Annotated in this window: 15 protein-coding genes and 2 pseudogenes; 11 read left to right on the top strand and 6 right to left on the bottom strand. The window is 69.7% G+C overall.

The genetic code is table 11. The features are described from left to right. Window positions 1-92: 92 nt before the first annotated feature. The 4 genes from AC2W7E_RS09675 to AC2W7E_RS09660 are packed head-to-tail and all read left to right on the top strand — an operon-like array spanning window position 93 to window position 5325. On the top strand, window positions 93-1106 hold the full coding sequence (locus AC2W7E_RS09675) for a LacI family DNA-binding transcriptional regulator (RefSeq protein WP_025105618.1): 1014 nt from the start codon (window positions 93-95) through the stop codon (window positions 1104-1106). Between the two features lie 60 nt (window positions 1107-1166). Continuing rightward, window positions 1167-2780 carry a multiple monosaccharide ABC transporter ATP-binding protein gene (mmsA, locus tag AC2W7E_RS09670; protein ID WP_441338628.1) on the top strand — a complete coding sequence of 538 codons (1614 nt, stop codon included), beginning with the start codon at window positions 1167-1169 and terminating at the stop codon, window positions 2778-2780. After that, entirely contained in the window at window positions 2777-4147 is a 1371-nt protein-coding gene (gene mmsB / locus AC2W7E_RS09665) for a multiple monosaccharide ABC transporter permease (RefSeq protein ID WP_025105620.1), read from the top strand. Before mmsA ends, mmsB begins: the two co-directional genes overlap by 4 nt. A 59-nt stretch (window positions 4148-4206) precedes the next feature. Continuing rightward, the gene (locus tag AC2W7E_RS09660; RefSeq protein WP_025105621.1) at window positions 4207-5325 is read left to right on the top strand and encodes a substrate-binding domain-containing protein; all 1119 of its coding nucleotides are present in this window, start codon (window positions 4207-4209) and stop codon (window positions 5323-5325) included. Between the two features lie 107 nt (window positions 5326-5432). Here the strand turns inward: AC2W7E_RS09660 and AC2W7E_RS09655 are convergent. Together AC2W7E_RS09655 and AC2W7E_RS09650 are read right to left on the bottom strand one after the other, a co-directional pair. Further along, window positions 5433-6613 (bottom strand): annotated as a pseudogene (locus AC2W7E_RS09655) (Cmx/CmrA family chloramphenicol efflux MFS transporter). 98 nt (window positions 6614-6711) lie between these two features. Further along, a complete protein-coding gene (locus tag AC2W7E_RS09650; RefSeq protein WP_485988999.1) occupies window positions 6712-8118 on the bottom strand; it encodes an HNH endonuclease signature motif containing protein in 1407 nt (468 codons plus the stop codon). 102 nt (window positions 8119-8220) lie between these two features. Here AC2W7E_RS09650 and AC2W7E_RS09645 point away from each other — a divergent pair, with 102 nt between their 5' ends. From AC2W7E_RS09645 to AC2W7E_RS09620, 6 genes and pseudogenes are all read left to right on the top strand, one after another. Beyond that, window positions 8221-8985, top strand: coding sequence for an alpha/beta fold hydrolase (locus AC2W7E_RS09645; protein WP_374459421.1), 765 nt, complete (start codon window positions 8221-8223; stop codon window positions 8983-8985). A 42-nt stretch (window positions 8986-9027) separates the two neighbouring features. Beyond that, on the top strand, window positions 9028-10872 hold the full coding sequence (locus tag AC2W7E_RS09640) for an ABC-F family ATP-binding cassette domain-containing protein (protein ID WP_374459420.1): 1845 nt from the start codon (window positions 9028-9030) through the stop codon (window positions 10870-10872). A gap of 39 nt (window positions 10873-10911) precedes the next feature. Continuing rightward, window positions 10912-12689 (top strand): annotated as a pseudogene (locus AC2W7E_RS09635) (Na+/H+ antiporter). Between the two features lie 101 nt (window positions 12690-12790). After that, a complete protein-coding gene (locus AC2W7E_RS09630) occupies window positions 12791-13693 on the top strand; it encodes a MetQ/NlpA family ABC transporter substrate-binding protein (RefSeq protein ID WP_025105627.1) in 903 nt (300 codons plus the stop codon). A 105-nt stretch (window positions 13694-13798) separates the two neighbouring features. After that, on the top strand, window positions 13799-14842 hold the full coding sequence (locus tag AC2W7E_RS09625) for a methionine ABC transporter ATP-binding protein (protein ID WP_025105628.1): 1044 nt from the start codon (window positions 13799-13801) through the stop codon (window positions 14840-14842). Continuing rightward, window positions 14842-15501: a methionine ABC transporter permease gene (locus AC2W7E_RS09620; protein ID WP_025105629.1), complete on the top strand. Its 660-nt coding sequence runs from the start codon at window positions 14842-14844 to the stop codon at window positions 15499-15501. Before AC2W7E_RS09625 ends, AC2W7E_RS09620 begins: the two co-directional genes overlap by 1 nt. Window positions 15502-15507: 6 nt before the next feature. On the opposite strand, the gene AC2W7E_RS09615 is transcribed toward AC2W7E_RS09620, so the two are convergent. Both AC2W7E_RS09615 and AC2W7E_RS09610 read right to left on the bottom strand, forming a co-directional pair. Then, window positions 15508-16431, bottom strand: coding sequence for a pseudouridine synthase (locus tag AC2W7E_RS09615; RefSeq protein ID WP_366215282.1), 924 nt, complete (start codon window positions 16429-16431; stop codon window positions 15508-15510). A gap of 218 nt (window positions 16432-16649) precedes the next feature. After that, on the bottom strand, window positions 16650-17399 hold the full coding sequence (locus AC2W7E_RS09610; RefSeq protein ID WP_485988998.1) for an SDR family oxidoreductase: 750 nt from the start codon (window positions 17397-17399) through the stop codon (window positions 16650-16652). 62 nt (window positions 17400-17461) lie between these two features. Here AC2W7E_RS09610 and AC2W7E_RS09605 point away from each other — a divergent pair, with 62 nt between their 5' ends. Then, window positions 17462-17932 (top strand): RrF2 family transcriptional regulator, encoded by a 471-nt coding sequence (locus AC2W7E_RS09605; protein WP_485988997.1) that lies wholly within the window; start codon window positions 17462-17464, stop codon window positions 17930-17932. A 212-nt stretch (window positions 17933-18144) separates the two neighbouring features. Here AC2W7E_RS09605 and AC2W7E_RS09600 read toward each other — a convergent pair whose 3' ends face one another. Both AC2W7E_RS09600 and AC2W7E_RS09595 read right to left on the bottom strand, forming a co-directional pair. Beyond that, window positions 18145-18639, bottom strand: a complete 495-nt coding sequence (locus AC2W7E_RS09600) for a MarR family winged helix-turn-helix transcriptional regulator (RefSeq protein ID WP_025105633.1) — start codon at window positions 18637-18639, stop codon at window positions 18145-18147. Continuing rightward, on the bottom strand, window positions 18636-19145 hold the full coding sequence (locus AC2W7E_RS09595; RefSeq protein WP_249521350.1) for a GNAT family N-acetyltransferase: 510 nt from the start codon (window positions 19143-19145) through the stop codon (window positions 18636-18638). The genes AC2W7E_RS09600 and AC2W7E_RS09595 overlap by 4 nt, the downstream gene beginning before the upstream one ends. Window positions 19146-19154: the final 9 nt, after the last annotated feature.

Genomic DNA, 19154 nt, shown 5'->3' with positions numbered 1-19154 from the left:
GCGAGGAGCGTACGCACGGTCGAGGTGCACCCGGCGGGTCATCGCAGACATAATGAAGTAGTCATGTGACCGTGCACACGCGAGGAGGCTGGATGTCCACCTCCTCCGAGCGTGCCCGCATGCCGAGCATCCGCGACGTCGCCCGCCTCGCCGGCGTCTCGCATCAGACCGTCTCCCGGGTGCTCAACGACCATCCCAGCATCCGCCCGGAGACCAAGGCGAAGGTGCTCGACGCGATCGCTGTGCTCGACTACCGTCCCAATCTGGCGGCGCGCGCGCTCGTGACGAGCAAGTCGAACATGCTCGGCATCCTGTCCGCGACGATCGGCGAGTTCGGACCGACGTCGTCCATCGCCGGCATCGAGGACGCGGCGCGCGAGGAGGGGTACTCCGTCTCCACGCTCAACCTCCCCGCGACCACGCCGGAGGCGATCGGCAACGCGGTCCGCCAGCTCGAACGCGAGCAGGTCGACGGCATCGTGGTGCTCGCGCCGCAGGTGCGCGTCTTCCATGTCCTGCGCGGCATGAACGTCACCATGCCCTTCGTGACCCTGCAGACCGCCTCGGGATCGGACGGCGTCAGCCTCTCCGCCGACCAGGTGGCGGGGGCGAAGGCGGCGACCGAGCACCTGATCGCGCTGGGGCACAGCGACATCCTCCACCTCGCCGGGCCGCAGGACTGGATCGAGGCGGAGTCCCGGATGCGCGGGTATCTGGATGCGCTCCGCGACGCCGACCTGCCCACGTTCCCGCCGATCCGCGGGGACTGGACGGCCGACTTCGGGTACTTCGCCGGCAAGGAGCTCTCGCTGCGGCGCGACTTCACGGCGGTGTTCGCGGCCAACGACCTCATGGCCATCGGGCTGCTGCACGGATTCCGCGACGCCGGGCTGCGCGTGCCGCACGACGTGAGCGTGATCGGCTTCGACGACATCCCGGTTGCCGCGCACGTGGCGCCGACGCTGAGCACGGTGCACCAGGACTTCCCCGAGCTCGGGCGGCGCGCCGTGCGCATCCTCCTCGCCGAGATCCGGGGCGAGAAGGCCCCCGCGTTCGGCCCGCTGCAGACCCTCCTGCGGGCGCGCGAATCCGCTGCATCACGGTAGCGACACGAAAACACGCCGCGGACTTGACACCGCTCCCGCGGAAGACGACGATATACCGATGTGAACGGTCACATCGAAGGTGACCGCACGTCGCGAGGAAGATCCGTGAGCACCACAGCAACGTTGCCGACCGTGTCAGGCCCGATCCTGGAGATGCGCCGCATCACCAAGGAGTTCCCGGGAGTCAAGGCGCTCGCCGACGTCTCGATCACCGTCCGCGCCGGCGAGATCCACGCGATCTGCGGCGAGAACGGCGCCGGGAAGTCGACGCTGATGAAGGTCCTCTCGGGGGTGTACCCGTACGGCACGTACGACGGCGAGATCCTCCTGTACGGCCAGGAGCAGCGCTTCAAGGACATCGCGGCCAGCGAGCAGGCCGGCATCGTCATCATCCACCAGGAGCTCGCGCTCATCCCGGAGCTCTCGGTCACCGAGAACATCTTCCTCGGCAACGAGATCCGTCGCTTCGGCCGCATCGACTGGCAGGCGCAGAAGGAGCGCACCATCGAGCTCCTCGCCCGCGTCGGCCTGGACGAGGACCCGGACGTGCCGATCAAGACCCTCGGCGTCGGCAAGCAGCAGCTCATCGAGATCGCCAAGGCGCTGAACAAGGACGTCAAGCTGCTCATCCTCGACGAGCCCACCGCCGCGCTCAACGAGAACGACTCGCAGCACCTCCTCGACCTGATCCTCGGGCTCAAGGCCAAGGGCATCGCGTCGATCATGATCAGCCACAAGCTCAACGAGATCGAGCAGATCGCCGACGAGATCACGATCATCCGCGACGGCCGCACGGTGGAGACGCTGGACATCTCCCGCGGCGAGATCAACGAGGACCGCATCATCCGCGGCATGGTCGGCCGGTCGCTGGAGAGCCGCTACCCGGACCGCACGCCGGAGATCGGCGAGGTGTTCTTCGAGGTCAAGGACTGGTGGGTGCAGCACCCGACCGTCCCGGAGCGCATGGTCGTGAAGGGCTCGAGCATCAACGTCCGCCGCGGCGAGGTGGTGGGCATCGCCGGCCTCATGGGCGCCGGCCGCACCGAGCTGGCGATGAGCATCTTCGGCCGCTCCTACGGCACGTTCCTCTCCGGCACGCTCGTCAAGGACGGCCAGGAGATCGAGCTCCCCGACGTCGCCGCCGCGATCAAGCACGGCCTCGCGTACGTGAGCGAGGACCGCAAGGTGCTCGGGCTCAACCTGCTCGACACCATCAAGCGGTCCATCGTCGCGGCGAAGCTCTCCAAGATCGCGCACAACGGCGTCGTCGACTCCCGCGAGGAGTTCTCGGTGGCGGAGCGCTACCGCAAGACCCTGCGCATCAAGACCCCGTCGGTGGAGGAGGGCGTCGGCAAGCTCTCCGGAGGCAACCAGCAGAAGGTCGTCCTGGCGAAGTGGATGTTCACCGACCCCGACCTGCTGATCCTCGACGAGCCCACCCGCGGCATCGACGTCGGCGCCAAGTACGAGATCTACGCGATCATCAACGAGCTCGCCGCCCAGGGCAAGGGCGTGATCGTGATCTCCAGCGAGCTGCCCGAGCTGCTCGGCATCTCCGACCGCATCTACACCGTGTTCGAAGGCCGGGTCACCGACTGCATCCCGGCCGACCAGGCGACCCCCGAAGACCTCATGCGCAGCATGACCTCCGCGACCCAGAAAGCATCCGCATGACCACCGACTCGACCACCGCGAAGCGCGGCTTCCACTTCAAGGACATCACGAAGATGTTCGGGGGAGGGCAGTCGACCCTCCGTCAGTTCGGCATCCTCGGCAGCCTCGTCGTCATCCTCGTCGTCTTCCAGGTGCTGACCTGGATCTTCAAGGGCACCGGCCTCACGCTGTCCTCCGGCAACCTCATCAACGTCGTCAACCAGTACTCGTACATCCTGATCCTGGCGATCGGCATGGTGATGGTCATCATCATGGGGCACATCGACCTCTCGGTCGGATCCGTCGCCGCGTTCACGGGCATCGTCGTGGCGAAGGCCATGCAGGACTGGAACCTCCCCTGGCCGCTGGGCATCCTCCTCGGTCTCGGTGTCGGCGTGCTCGTCGGCGCCTGGCAGGGATTCTGGGTCGCCTACGTCGGGGTGCCGGCGTTCATCGTGACGCTGGCCGGCATGCTGTTCTTCCGCGGTGCGAACCAGGCGGTGGGCGACTCGCAGTCGGTGCCCGTGCCGGAGGGCTTCAAGATCATCGGCGCCGGCTACCTGCCGGAGATCGCCCTGCCGCTTCCGTTCAACATCCCGACCATGCTGCTGGCGCTCGCCGGCGTCGCATGGATCGTCTTCTGGGAGATCCGCACCCGGCGCATCCAGCGCAAGATGGGCTCCGACATGGCGCCGCTGTGGGTGAGCGTGACGAAGGTCGTCCTCATCTCGGCCGTCATCCTCGTCGCCGGCTGGCTGTTCGCCACCGGACGCGAGGGCACGAGCTTCCCGATCTCGGGCGTCATCCTCCTCGCTCTCGTCATCCTCTACTCGTTCATCACGAACAACACCGTCTTCGGCCGTCACATCTACGCGGTCGGCGGCAACCGCCAGGCGGCGCGCCTCTCGGGCGTGAAGGACCGCTGGGTCGACTTCTTCGTGATGATGAACATGTCGGTCCTCGCCTCGCTCGCCGGCATGATCTACGTCGCCAGGGCGACCGCGTCCGGCCCGCAGGACGGCAACGGGTGGGAGCTCGACGCGATCGCCTCCGTCTTCATCGGCGGCGCGGCCGTCTCCGGTGGCATCGGCACGGTGATCGGCTCGATCATCGGTGGTCTCGTGATGGCGTTCCTGAACAACGGCCTCGCGCTGCTCGGCGCCGGTGCCGACGTCGTCTCGATGATCAAGGGCCTCGTGCTCCTCTTCGCCGTCGGCGTCGATGTGTGGAACAAGCAGCAGGGCCGTCCGTCGATCATCGGGTTCCTCACGCGCCGTCTCGGCCGCAAGCAGGATCCGGCCACCGACACGTTCGATCCCACGAAGACGAACTACCCCACCAGTCAGAAGTATGAAGCCCCCGCCGTCGAGGAGACGCGCGGAAAGTAAGGGCCGCGTCGCGCAACGCAGGCGCGACGGGACCTGCACACACCAGAGAAAGAGATCACATGAAGAAGATCCTTCTGTCGGCGACAGCGCTTGTCGTCGCGGGCGCATTCGCCCTCACCGGCTGCTCCTCGGAGCGCGGCGGTGACTCGGGTTCGGGGTCGGGCGAGGAGGCCTCCTCGGGCTTCGACGCCGGCTCCACGATCGGTGTCGCTCTGCCCGACAAGACCTCGGAGAACTGGGTCCTGGCCGGTCAGCTGTTCACCGACGGCCTCGAGAAGGCCGGCTTCAAGGCGGACGTGCAGTACGCGCCCGCCAGCAACACGGTCGCCGAGCAGCAGAACCAGATCCAGGCGATGGTCACCGGTGGCGCCAAGGTCATCATCATCGGCGCCAAGGACGGCAAGCAGCTCACCACGCAGGTGGAGGCCGCGCGCGACGCCGGTGTCGCGGTCATCGCCTACGACCGTCTCATCGAGAACACCGACGCGGTGGACTACTACGTCGCCTTCGACAACTTCGAGGTCGGCAAGCTCCAGGGCCAGGCGCTGCTCGACGGGCTCGCCGAGCGCGCGGATCACGAGGCGCCGTACAACATCGAGCTGTTCTCGGGCTCGCCGGACGACGCCAACTCGGCGGTGTTCTTCAACGGGGCGATGGAGGTGCTGCAGCCGAAGATCGACGACGGCACGCTGAACGTCGTCTCCGGGCAGACCGAGATCTCCCAGACGGCGACCGAGGGCTGGAAGCCGGAGAACGCCCAGCGCCGGATGGACTCGATCCTCACGTCGAGCTACGGCTCGGAGACCCTCGACGGCGTCCTGTCCCCGAACGACACCCTCGCCCGCGCCATCATCACCTCGGCGCAGCAGGCCGGCAAGCCCGTCCCGGTGGTCACCGGTCAGGACTCCGAGGTCGAGTCGGTGAAGTCGATCATGGAGGGCGTGCAGTACTCCACGATCAACAAGGACACCACGCTGCTCGTGGAGCAGGCCATCAAGATGGTCGGTCAGCTCCAGAAGGGTGACGAGGTCGACGTCAACGACACCGACCAGTACGACAACGGCAAGAAGGTCGTCCCGGCCTACCTGCTCCCGCCGGTCATCGTGACCAAGGAGAACGCGGCCGAGGCCTACGCCAACGTCCCGAGCCTCCTCGAGATCGTGAAGTCGTACGAGTAAGCCTCAGCGCGAACATCCGGGTTCCCCGAGAACATCGGACACGACGAGCCGTCCGGACCCTCGGGTCCGGGCGGCTCGTCGCCGTTGCGGCGCGTCACCGTCTGCCCTCAGCCGACGGGCCGCCATCGCCGCGTCGCCAGGGCGAGGAGGAGCGCCGCCATCGTCAGCGTGGCCGCGAGAGCGACGGGGGAGAGCGGACCCGCCCCGCTCGCGAGGGTCCACGCTCCCGACGCCGGTCCGATCACGGCGCCGATGTTCAAGGCCGCGGTCGCGTAGGACCTCCCATGGTCGGGGCGCCGGAGGCGGCATACAGCACCCGGGTGATCAGTGTGCTTCCGACGCCGAACGAGGCCATGCCCTGTACGAAGACGAGGAACAGCAGGGGTAGCGGCTGCGTCGCGACCGCCGCCAGGACGATCCAGCCGCCGAGGAGCAGCGGGCCGCCGACCGCGAGGAGCACAGCGGCATGTCGATCGGCGAACCGACCCGCGATGGTCACGCCGAGGAACGAGCCGATGCCGAACAGGACCAGCGCGAGGGGGACCGCAGCGTCGGGCAGGCCCGCGATCTCGGTGACGATCGGCGCGAGGAACGTGAAGACCGCGAAGGTCCCCGCGTTCACCAGGGCCGCCAGGGTCATCGCGAGGGCCAGGCGCGGTGTCCCCAGGAGCGCGAGCTCCGTGCGGAGGGCCGGTTCCTTCCGGGGGAGTGGTGCCGGGGCGGGGTCGGGCTCCGTGCCCGGGATCGTCGTCGGCACGCCGCGGAGGATTCCGAGCAGCGCAGGGAGGCAGAGGAGCGCGACAGCGGCGAAGGTCGCCCGCCAGCTCAGCGCGGTGCCGAGGATGGCGCCCACAGGGACGCCGACGATGGTGGCGACGGTCGTCCCGGAGAGCAGCACCGCGAGCGCTCGTCCGGTGCGCTCGCGGGGGACGAGGAGGGTCGCCGTGCGCAGGGCGACGGCGAGGAAGCCGGCGTTCGCGAGGGCGCTGAGTACGCGCGTGACGAGCAGAAGCTCGAACAGGGACGTCACCGCGCCGACGGCATGGCACGCGGCGAAGAGCGCGAGGCAGGCGACGAGTGTGCGGCGTGGGGGCCAGCTGCGCGCGAACGCGGCCATGGCGGGTGCGCCGATGACCATGCCGACCGCGAAGGCGGAGGTGAGGAGGCCCGCCGTGCCGACCGGGACGTCGAGCTCGTGCGCGATCGCGGGGAGGAGTCCCGCGAGCATGAATTCGGAGGTACCCATGACGAAGACCGCCAGGGCAAGGGCATAGAGGGGGAAAGGCATCGAGTGCTCCGAGGTGAGAGGGAAGAGGAATGCTTCTCGTCACCACGGTCAGCGCCCGGGTCACCGGCGCGCGCCCGCCGGCAGGGCGGACGAAGGGATCAGCGGTTCGCGGGGCTGACGGTGTGACCGGCAGCCCCCGACCTGTCTGATTCGGGGCTCGACATGCCCTCCACTCTAGGGTTGACGGCGGGAGACCACGGAGGTTCCTCGGCGAAGGTGACGGTGTGCGGAGGCGGCGGTCGGTCGATGTAGGTCCGGCCGGTGGGGCTCGTCCACTCCAGAACGCCGCCCGGCCCCTGCTCGACGTGCCACGGGGAGTGGTGTTTGAGCATGTGATGTCGTCGGCAGAAGGTCGCCAGGTTGTCGTGCGCGGTCTCTCCGCCGAGCGCCGCATCGTGATTGTGATCGAGGTCACACTTCCGCGGTGCGAGGCCGCAGCCCGGGAAGCGGCAGCGTTGATCGCGGGCCCGCAGGTGTCGGCGGAGGTCTTCGCTCGGGCGATACCGGTCGACGGCCAGCAGCGCCCCGCTGATCGGGTGGGTGAGCACCCGGTCCCAGCCGCTCGCCGCGCCGGCCAGACGGCGGGCCGTGGCCGGATCGATCGGGAAGATCCCGTCCAGCTCGGCGGCGAGGATCCGAGTGCCCTCTGTCGTCCGTTCCTGCTCCCCGTGCATCAGCGTCAGCACCGGCACGGTGACCTCGACGCGCGCCCGAAGCTCCGAGAGCAGCCCCTCTTCCGAGTCATGGCCCGCCGGAGCGCCGGTCAGGACGAGGTCGGCGAGCAGATCCGCGCGCAGCTGATCCACGGTCCTGTCGTCGAGGATGCTCTCCTCCGCCTCCCGACGCCGTGCCTGCGCGTTCTCCTCCCGCACGGCATGCGCCATCTGGGAGAGCCGGTCGTACATCCCGTGCACGAGCGCCGCGGGGCCACGCGCGCCGAGCTCGGCCATGCCGTCCTCAAGATCGGTCACCCAGACGCGGCGCAGCTCCCTGGCGTCACGATGTCGCTCGACGAGGGTCCGCTCCCGGAACCGGTCGGCCAGTCGGCGCACGAGTCGGCGTATCCGGTTCGGAGATTCCGCAGCGGCCACCTCGATCGCCTCCGCCGCGAAACGCGAACGGTCGTCCGGGTCATGGAGGTGAGCCCCCGCCTCCACGATCACGCGTGCATGCGCGGCGCTGATCCGCCCGGCGCCCTGAGCCTCCCAGACGGCGGGGAACCGTTCGACCAACCAGGACGCATCGGACATCCGCCGCTCGATCGTGCGGTCGCTGACGCGCTGTGCGGCCCCGATCTCCGCGGCGACCGTGCGGATCGCCATGTCGCCGCCGTCCGGATGCCGAGCCTGCCGGGCGATGTCGACCGCCAGTCGCCCCGCCATCGCGAGCAGTCCGTCGCGGGCCGCCTGCATGCTGCTCAGCGTCTTCTCCGCCGCTTCCAGCCCCTCCACCAGATCGGCGAGCATCGCCATCTGGGAGTCGGTCGCGTCGAGCAGTGCGGGCATGACGGCAGTCCATCACCGACCACCGACATTCGAACGAAGATTCGAAGGATTCTGGCCGAAAGTCGTATCACGAAAGGATAACGACCGTGGTTGACTGGCTCCGTGCTCCTGAACGTCATCGAAGCCGGGGAGGGCGACCGCGTCGCCGTGCTGCTGCACGGCATGATGGGGTCCGCCGAGAGCTGGCACCGCGTGGTCCCGCTGCTCGTGGAACGCGGCTTCCGCGTGCTCGCGCTCGATCTGCCCGGCCACGGCCTCTCTCCGCGTGACCCGGAGCTCACGATCGAGACGGCGGCCGACGCCGTCGTCGCCACGCTCGCGCAGACGGCGCTCCCTCCGGGGGCAGGTTCCGCAGCGGGGGACGGGGCGGCCTTCCCGCTCGCCGTCGCCGTCGGGCACTCCTTCGGCGCCACCGTGCTCGCCGCCGCCGCGCCCCGCCTCGATCCGAGTCTCGCGGTCTATGTCGACGCGCCGCTCGCCCTCCAGGGCGGCCAGGACCGCGCCTCTCTCATCTCGCAGTACGAGCATGATCGCCGCGCGCGCATGTCGCCCGCAGAACTCCGCAAGCTCCGGCCCTTCTACTCCGTCGACGATGCCACGGTCGAGGCGCGGGCGGCCGAGCGCTTCGATCCGCCGACCGCGGCCTCCGTCTCCTGCGGGGAGGACGGTCATTGGACCGCCGCCCCCGGCTCCATCGTCGTCCGCGCGGAACCCAGTGCCTGGGTCACCGACGAGGACGCGCGGCGGTTCGAGCACGGCGGGGTGACGGTGCGCAGCATCCCCGGGGCCGCCCACACCGTCTGGTACAGCCACTTCGAGGTCTTCACGGCCGCGCTGCCGGAGCTCTTCGCCCCGTCGCTGGTCTGACCGGGAGACCGTCCGACGCGGCGCGACTACCCTGGAGAGGACATGGCACATCTTCTCGGGGCCGAAGCCCTGCACCTCGAATACCCGACCCGCGTCGTCTTCGACGCCGTGACCCTCGGCATCGAGGAGGGCGACCGCATCGGCATCGTCGGCCGGAACGGCGACGGCAAGTCGAGCCTCCTCGGCATGCTCGCCGGCACGAAGGAGCCGGACTCCGGCCGGGTGACCGTCCGCGGCGGCACCCGCATCGGCGTGCTGGACCAGGCCGACACCCTCCCCGACGACATCACGATCGGCGCCGCCGTGGTCGGCGACATGGCAGAGCACGAATGGGCCGGAGACGCCCGCGTCCGCGACGTGATCGAGGGGCTGCTGACCGATCTTCCCTGGGACGCGCAGATCGGCTCCCTCTCCGGCGGTCAGCGCCGCCGCGTGTCGCTCGCGAAGCTGCTCACCGGAGACTGGGACGTCATCGCTCTCGACGAGCCGACGAACCACCTCGACGTCGAGGCGATCACCTGGCTCGCCGGGCACCTCAAGAAGCGCTGGCCCGCGAACGCCGGAGCCCTCCTCGTCGTGACCCACGACCGGTGGTTCCTCGACGAGATCTGCACCGAGACGTGGGAGGTGCACGACCGCATCGTGGAGCCCTTCGAGGGCGGCTATGCGGCGTACATCCTGCAGCGGGTCGAGCGCGACCGCATGGCGGCGGCGACCGAGGCGAAGCGGCAGAACCTCGCCCGCAAGGAGCTCGCCTGGCTGCGCCGCGGTGCCCCGGCCCGCACCAGCAAGCCCAAGTTCCGCATCGATGCGGCCAACGAGCTCATCGCCGACGTGCCCGAGATCCGCGACAAGGTCTCGCTGCAGTCGCTCGCCGTCTCGCGGCTGGGCAAGGACGTCGTCGACCTGCTCGATGTGGGGGTGACGTACCCTTCGACAGGCTCAGGGACCCAGGCGGGATCCGGAACCGGCGGGAAGACCGTGCTGAAGGACGTGGAGTGGCGGATCGCGCCGGGCGAGCGCACGGGCATCCTCGGGGTGAACGGCGCCGGGAAGTCCACACTCCTGGGGCTCATCTCCGGCACGGTCGAGCCCACAGAGGGGCGGATCAAGCGCGGGAAGACCGTGCAGGTGCGCACGCTCACGCAGCGCCTCGACGAACTCCTCCCGCACTGGAACGACCCCGTGCGCGTGGTCATCTCGGGTCTGCGCACGTCGTACACGCTCGGCGCCGGGTCGAAGGCGCAGGACCTCACACCAGGACAGCTCCTGGAGCGGCTCGGGTTCTCCTCGGCTCAGCTCTCGACGCCGGTGAAGGATCTCTCCGGCGGCCAGCAGCGCCGGTTGCAGCTGCTGCTCGTGCTGCTCGACCAGCCGAACGTGCTCATCCTCGACGAGCCCACGAACGACATGGACACCGACATGCTCGCCGCGATCGAGGACCTCCTCGACTCCTGGTCGGGCACCCTCCTCGTCGTGAGCCACGACCGGTACTTCCTGGAGCGGGTGACGGATCAGCAGTACGCGATCCTTCCCGGTCCGGACGGCGCGGGGCGCCTGCGGCATCTCCCGGGCGGCGTCGACGAGTACCTGCGGCTGCGGCAGCGCGTCGAGAGCGCCCCGGCGACCTCGACGGCGGCCTCTGCCCCCGCAGCGAGCGGTCTCGACGGCGCGGCTCTCCGGGCGGCGCAGAAGGAAGCCGCCGCCCTCGAGCGTCGCATCCAGAAGCTCACGCAGCAGGTCGACGCGGCCAAGCACGCCCTCGCCGACCACGACCAGTCCGACTATGCGGGCCTCGGCGAGCGGATGAAGGCGATCACGGCGCAGGAGGCCGAGATCGAGGAGCTGGAGCTGCGCTGGTTCGAACTCACGGAGCAGATCGGCTGACGGAGGAATATCCTTCTCCCACGACTGTTGGGAGTAGCGATGGAAGGCCTCGAAGTAACCGTCCTGCTCGGACTCACGATCCTCGTCGGAACCCTGATCGCCCCGCGCGTGCGTCTCGCGCTGCCGCTCGTCCTCGTCATCCTCGGACTGCTGCTGGGATTCGTCCCGCCGCTGCGCGAGGTCCAGCTGCCGCCGGAGACCGTCCTGCTGCTGTTCCTGCCGGTGATGCTGTTCTGGGAGAGCCTCACGACATCGCTGCGGTCGATCCGCCGCGACTTCCGCTACATCGTGCCGATGAGCACGCTCCTCGTCGTCGCCTCCGCGTTCGCGGTGGCCGGCATCGGCGTGCTGTTCGGGATGCCCTGGGAGATCGCCCTCATCCTCGGGGCCGCGGTCGCGCCGCCCGACGCCACGGCCGTCGCCGCCCTCGGCCGGCTGCTGCCTCGTCGGATGTTCATGAAGCTCAAGGCCGAGAGCCTGACCAACGACGGCACCGCGCTCGTGCTCTACGCCATCGCGGTGTCCCTCGCGCTGGGCGGCCAGGTCACGCCGCTCTCGGTCACCTGGGACGTGCTGGTGTCGTACGTGGGCGGGATCGCGGCGGGGATCGTCGTCGCGGCCCTGGCCACGCTGCTGCTGCGCCGCATCTCCTCCACCATCGTCATCAACGTCACGCTGCTGCTCGTGCCGTTCTCCGCGTTCCTGCTCGCCGAACTCGTCCACGCGTCCGGGGTGCTCGCCGTGGTCGTGGCCGGACTCATCGTCGCCTGGGTGTCGCCGCGCGTGACGACGGCGGCCTCGCGCCGACAGGCCGACGCGGCCTGGCCGTTCGGCGTCTTCCTGCTGAACGGGGCGCTGTTCGTGCTCATCGGCCTCGAGGTGCAGTTCGTCGCGCACGAGATCTCCGCCGCCGCCATCGGCCGCCTGGTGCTCGTGACGCTCGCCGTGTGGGCGACGCTCTTCGCCGTGCGGTACGTGTTCCAGCTCCTCAACGTGCTGTTCCAGCGCCGCCCGGCCGAACGCCCGCCGCGCGCGCCCGCTCCCGCGCCCGACTCGTGTCCACGGTCGCCGGCATGCGCGGCGCGGTGTCGCTGGCGATCGCGCTGTCGGTGCCGACCGGTGTCTCCGCAGGGAGCATGGTGGGCGGGCGTGACGAGATCGTCTTCGTGACCGCCGGGGTGATCCTGCTCAGCCTCCTCGTGCAGGCGCCTCTCCTTCCGGCGCTCGTGCGCTGGGCGCGATTCCCGGTCGACCATGCCGAGGACGAGGAGTACGAGCTCGCCGAGCGGGCGATCTCGGGTGCGGCCCTGGCCGCGCTCGACGACCTCGCCGCGGAGCACGGCATCGGCCAGGAGGTGCGCGATCGGGTGCGCGCCGAGGGGTACCAGGCGCTGGAGTTCGCGAACGCCCGGACGCTCGCGAGGGAGCAGGCGCTCATCGACGCCGAGGCCGACGCCCTGGACGAGATGCTCGGCGACCCCGATCCCTACGGCACCGGGGGAGAGGCGCGCAGCCGCGAGGACGATGACGCGGGTGACGTGGCGGTGTCGGCAGGGACCGCCCCCGACCCCGAGGCGACGGACGGCACGACGCTGCAGATGATCGCGACCTCCGCCGACGTCGACCTCGCCCAGCGCTCGCCGCTCGTGCGGCACGAGGAGCACACCCGGCTCAAGCTCGCGCTGCTCGACCGCAAGCGCGAGGTGCTGCTCGGGCTCCGCGGCGCCGGCACCGTGGACGACATGGTGGTCCGCCGGATCTCCGCCCGTCTCGACCTGGAGCAGGTGCGTCTGCAGGGCATCGAAGAGTTCGACTGACCCGATCCCGCACGGCTGTGACGCCGTGTGACATCCCGATTCCGCGACAGCGCGCCCTCCTGCCTAACGTTGTCGAGTCCCGCCAGGAAGGAACCCTCATCATGTCCCGCCGCACCACCTCCGCCCTCGCCGCGCTCGCCGTGGTCCCGCTGTTCGTCGCCCTCGCCGGGTGCGCCACCTCGTCCGACGCGGGTTCCGGCGACGGCGGCTCCGAGAACGAGACCGTCAAGATCGGTGTCGTCGGGAAGGGCGACGCGCAGTGGGCGCCCTTCGTCGAGGCCGCCGCCGACGAGGGCATCACGGTCGAGCTCGTCGACTTCGGGTCCTACGAGCAGCCGAACCCGGCGCTGACCGAGGGCGAGATCGACCTCAACCAGTTCCAGCACATCGTGTACCTCGCGGAGTACAACAACGCCTCGGGTTCCGACCTCACGCCCATCGGCTCGACCGCCATCTACCCGCTCGGCCTGTACTCGACGAAGTACGACGACGTCGACGACATCAAGAAGGGCGACACGGTCGCGGTTCCCGACGACGCCTCGAACCAGGCACGCGCGCTCAACGTGCTGCAGCAGGCGGGCCTGCTCGAGCTCAAGAGCGGCGGCACGCCGTACTCCGACCTCGCCGACATCGATGCCGACAAGTCGAAGGTGAAGGTGACGGCCCTCGAAGGTGCGCTCATCCCGACCTCGCTCCCGGACGTCGCGGCCGCGATCATCAACAACGACTTCGTCGAGGACGCCGGACTGACGTTCGACGACGCGATCGCGCAGGACGACCCGGAGGACCCGAACGCCCTCCCGTACGTCAACATCTTCGCCGCGCGTGCGGAGGACGCGGACAACGAGACGTATCAGAAGCTCGTCGAGATCTTCCAGACGAACGAGGATGTGCAGGCGGGGCTGCTCGAGTCCTCGGGCGACACCGCAGTGGCGCTGCGCACGCCGGTGGAGGACCTCGTGGCCTCGCTGGAGAAGGTCCAGAAGGACGCCGCAGAGAAGTAGTCGGCCGCGGGGCGTCATCTGCCCCCTGTTCGATGAGGGAGAATCGGGTGGCGCTTCGTGCGCCGCCCGATTCTCCGTTTCCCGAGAACCAGACCGGAGCACCTCATGCCGATCGTCACTTTGACGAACGTCTCCAAGACCTATCCCTCCCGCAGCCAGGGCGATCGTGAGATCGTCGCCGTCGACGACGTCACCCTCTCCATCGACAAGGGCGATGTCTTCGGCATCATCGGATACTCCGGTGCGGGGAAGTCGACGCTCGTGCGTCTCATCAACGCGCTCGAGCCGGCCACCCGCGGCACCATCACGGTGGACGGCGTCGACATCACGGCGCTCAAGGAGAGCGAGCTGCGCGCCGTGCGCGGCGGCATCGGGATGATCTTCCAGCAGTTCAACCTGTTCTCCTCGCGCAGCGTCAAGGCCAACATCGCGTACCCGCTCAAGCTCGCCGGCTGGTCGAAGCCGGACATCGAGGCGCGCGTCGCCGAGCTGCTGTCGTTCGTGGGGCTCGCCGACAAGGCGAAGGCATACCCGGAGCAGCTCTCCGGTGGACAGAAGCAGCGCGTCGGGATCGCCCGCGCGCTCGCCACCAAGCCCGCCATCCTCCTCGCGGATGAAGCGACGAGCGCGCTCGATCCGCAGACCACGCACGAGGTCCTCGACCTGCTCAAGCGCGTCAACGAGGAGCAGGGCGTCACGATCGTCGTCATCACCCACGAGATGGATGTGATCCAGACCATCGCCACCCGCGTCGCCGTCATGGAGAACGGGCGGGTCATCGAGCAGGGCGACGTCTTCGATGTCTTCTCCGCCCCGCGGAATCCGGCGTCTCAGCGGTTCGTCGGCACGGTGGTGAAGGGGGTGCCCTCGCCGTCGGAACTCGCGGTGCTGCGGGACCGGCATACCGGACGCCTGGTGACCCTGTCGTTCCGCGACGGCGACTCGTCGCAGGCCCAGGTGTTCCTCGACCTCGCCTCGGCGGGTCTCGACTTCGAGCTCGTCTACGGCGGGATCAACGACATCCGGGGTCGTGCGTTCGGCCACCTCACGCTCGCCATCCGGGGTGACCGCGCGGCGATCGACAGGGCCCTGGCGCGTATCGCGGAGCGTGTCGAAGTCACCGTCATCGCCGGAGAGGAGGGTCGCTGATGGATCGTCTGAACGAACTGTGGCCGGAGTTCTGGCAGGCCGCGCTCGAGACCCTGTACATGACGTCGTTCGCGCTCGTGCTCGGAGGGATCCTCGGGCTGGCGGTGGGCGTCCTGCTGTACGTGACGCGCCCCGGCGGACTGATGCCGAACCGCGTCGTCTCCGGGCTCATCAACTTCGTGGTGAACTTCTTCCGACCGATCCCGTTCGTCATCTTCATGGCGGTGGCGCAGCCGTTCGCGCGCCTGGTCGTCGGCAGCGGCATCGGCACCACCGCCGGAGCCTTCATCATCGGTCTCGCGGCGGCGTTCGCGATCGGCCGCATCGTCGAGCAGCATCTCGTCTCCGTGTCGCCGGGCGTGATCGAGGCGGCGCGGGCGATGGGCGCCGGGCCGTGGCGGATCCTCTTCACCGTCGCGATCCCCGAGTCGCTCGGCCCCCTCATCCTCGGTTACACCTTCATCGTCGTCGCGCTCATCGACATGACCGCGATGGCCGGGCTCATCGGCGGCGGCGGGCTCGGGGCCTTCGCGCAGATCTACGGTTTCCGGCAGTTCGAGCCGCTCGTGATGTGGGCGGCGATCATCCTCATCGTGGTGTTCGTCCACCTCGTGCAGCTTCTCGGCACCCGGCTCGCGCGGAAGGTCATGCGCCGCTGAGGCCGATCAGCGTGCCGGGGCCTCCTGCAGGCTCCGGCACGTGGTGAACGTGCGCTCCTGCCCGCTCAGCGGATCGGTGAACCGGAGCTCGCGTGCGAGGAGCTGGAGCGGGCGGCTGAAGTCGTCCGGACGCTCCGGCTCCAGCACGGGGTAGAAGCCGTCGTGGAGGATGCCGAGGCCGAGCGCGGCGAGGTGCACGCGGAGCTGGTGCATCTTCCCGCTGTGCGGACGGAGAAGCGTGTGCACGACGCGATCGTCGGCGGCGATGACCTCGATGAGCGTCTCGGAGTTCGGCTCGCCGTCCTCATCCACCTGCACGCACACCCGGCCGCGGAGCTTCTCGATCCGGTTGCGGTAGACGAGGGGGAACCGCGACGGATCCCAGTCCGCCGGGCGCGCGGAGACCGCTTCGTACACCTTCTCCACACGACGGTCCTCGAACAGCAGCTGGTAGGCGCCGCGGGTGGCAGGGCGGGCGGAGAACATCAGCAGCCCCGCCGTGGCCCGGTCGAGGCGGTGGATGGGCGTGAGATCCGGGTTGCCGAGGCGATTGCGCAGCCGGACGAGGGTGGAGTTCTGCAGGTACTTGCCGCCCGGCGTGGTGGGGAGGAAGTGCGGCTTGTCCACCACCACCAGATGCTCGTCCTGGTGCAGGATCTCCTCGGTGAACGGGATCTCCTTCTCGACCGGAGGCTCCCGGTAGTACCAGACGAACTCCTCGGCGCCGAGAGGCGTGTCCCGGGAGAGCGGCCGGCCATCGCGCGCGACGATCTCCCCGCGGTCGAAGCGCACGAGCAGCCGCTCCGGATCGAGGTGGAAGAACCGCTCGACCATGTAGGCGGCGATGGTCGGCCACGCACCCGTCATCGGCACGTGCAGCCGGGTCGCGCCGACCCCGTCGCGCACGGGAAGCGGGGAGGGCATGCCCATGTCTCGGCCTTCGGAGCGGGGGTCGCGGGGCTGCGACCGGGTGCTCCCAGCCTAGGCGACCGCTCGGGCAGGGTCCGTGGGCCGCGGCCACTCCTGCCTCGGTTGCACGATCCCGTTGCGCCTGCACGACCGTTCCGGGGTTCTCGTCCCACGTCTCAACCCTGGTCGTGCATCCGGAACGAGGGGACCGGACGGGAGGCCCGGAACCGGTCGGGGTGTCAGCGGGTTTCGGCGGCGAGCCAGTCGTCGAAGGTCGTCGCCGCCGTGCGCGCGTCGTCGCCGGGGAGCAGCACCTCACCCGCGAACTCGACGCCGAGCGCGGCACCCTTCCACGCGGCGCGCAGCGGAAGGTCGCGACCCCACGCCGCGAGAGTGCGGCGCGCCATGTCGACGGCGTCCTCCGTGCGGGGTCCGGCGATGTCGAACGAGCCGCCGAGCGCCGGCGACTCCGCCGCGTCGACGAGGGCGACAGCCACGTCCGCGGGCGCGATGGGCTGCAGCAGCAGCGGGGGCACGACGCCCTCGCCGTCCTCGATGCTCCACTCGGCGATCATCGCGGGGAAGTCGTGGAACTGCGTCGCCCGCACGATGGTGAACGGAACGGGGCCACGAGTGACCTCTCGCTCCTGGGCGCGTTTGCCTGCGTAGTGGGGGTTGCCGCGCACGCGATCGAGCGCCGCGATCGAGAGGGCCACATGGTGGCCGACCCCGGCTTCGTCCTCGGCGGCGAGCAGCGTGCGGCTGAGCGTGGTGAACACCCGCTCGGCCTCGGCGACGTCGGATACCGGAGGATTCGTCGCGTCGACGACCGCGTCCACTCCGCGCAGCAGCGTCGCGAGACCTTCGCCCGCGGTCAGGTCGACACCCTCGCCGCGGCTGAGCGACAGCGGATCATGCCCCCGACGCCGGGCCTCCTCGACGACTAGGCGCCCGATCCGGCCCGTTCCTCCTGCGACCGCGATGCGCATGCCCAATCCTTCAATCATGGATATTGCGTGTCCACAATAGGACGCCCGGATACGATGGGCAAGTGAAACTCCCGGAGACCTCCGAGTGGGTGCTGCACACCGTCGCGGTGATCGCTCAGCTCCCCGCGGGCTCGACGGTGTCCGGAGCACAGCTCGCCGAGCACTTCGGCGTGCGGGGGCCGTACCTGTCGAAGCAGCTCGCGAAGCTCGTCCGCGCCGGCATCCTCACCGGGAGCACGGGGCCCCGCGGCGGCTTCCGCCTGGCCAGGGAGCCCGAGAGCATCACCATCCTCGACCTCGTCACCGCGGTCGACGGCGCCGCCGACCCCTACATCTGCCGCGAACTCCGTCAGCAGGGGAGAGGCGCCGCCCGTCCGGAGGACTGCACCGCGCCGTGCGGACTCGCCGTCGTCATGCGCCGTGCCCACGAGGCCTGGAGGGCCTCTCTCGAGGCGGTGTCGATCGCGGAGGTCGTCGGCACGCTCCCCGACACCGTCCCGGCCAAGAACCGGCGCCTCCTCCTCGGACCCTGACCTGCCCGTTCGCACGATCCGTGCCGGGTCGGTCCTGCGACGCCTGCACGACCCGGGTCCGGATGCACGACTCGTGTCGGATCGGTCCTGCGACGCCTGCACGACCCGGGTCCGGATGCACGACCAGGTGACTACTTCTCCCGGGCAGCCGTGCACGGATCGTGCAGGCGGAACAGACCGGACGGGTCGGACCGAACCGCACAGGGTCCGGGTCAGGTGTCGAAGCTGAGACTCAGTTTCCGCAGCAGGGCGGCCAGTCGGTCCCGGTCGGCGCGGGAGAGGGCGCGCAGCAGGTCGGCCTCGGCGTCCACGAGCCGGGTGATCGCGGCGTCCACCCGGACCCGGCCGTCGTCGGTCAGGGTCACGAGCACGCTGCGACCATCGGCCGGGTCGGCTTCACGGCGCACGAAGCGACGGCCGACCAGACGGTCGATGCGGTTGGTCATGGTGCCGCTCGACACGAGGGTCTGCTGCAGGAGCTGCTTGGGGGAGAGCTGGAACGGCGACCCGGCGCGGCGCAGCGCCGACAGCACGTCCCACTCCCACGGTTCGAGGTCGCTTCGGCGGAACACCTCGCGGCGCGCGCGGTCGAGGTGTCGGGAGAGGCGGTCCATGCGGGACAGCACCTCGAGGGGGGAGAAGTCGAGGTCGGGGCGCTGCGTGTTCCACGCGCCGACGATCCGATCGACCTCATCCGCCTCGCTCATCCGTTCATTATCGCGTGCGGCGGGGTCGTGGCCGCGGAGGACGCGGGGAGGAGCATCGTGAGGAACGCGCTGTGCGGGTCGGGGAGGTAGGAGCCGAACGGGGCGCCCTCGCGGAACCCGGCGGCGGCGTACATCGCGCGCGCGGGTGCGAAGAAGGGGTCGCGGCCGGTCTCGAGTGAGAGCCGCCGGACGCCCCGCGCGCCGGCGTCGTCGAGGAGATGACCGAGCATCGTCCGCCCGAACCCGCGTCCGCGGAAGGCGGGATCGGTGCGCATCGACTTCAGCTCCTCATGTCCGTCCTCCACGACCGCGAGGGCGCCCGTCGCAGCGATCCGTCCGTCGACCCGTCCCGTGAAAAACCGGACGCGCGGAGTCAGCAGCCGGTCGAGCGGGAGCGCATGCTGGCTCTCGGGTGGAGCGGTGCCGTCCATCTCCGCGTGGTGGGCGGCGACGAAGGCCGCGATCTCGGGGGTGGCGACGGTGACACGGTCGATCACGAGGCTCATCGTCCCAGC

The organism is Microbacterium sp. CFSPD4_SD4 (assembly GCF_057364585.1).
The sequence above is the reverse complement of the archived record's forward strand: the minus strand, read 5'-3'. Positions and strand labels throughout refer to the sequence as shown.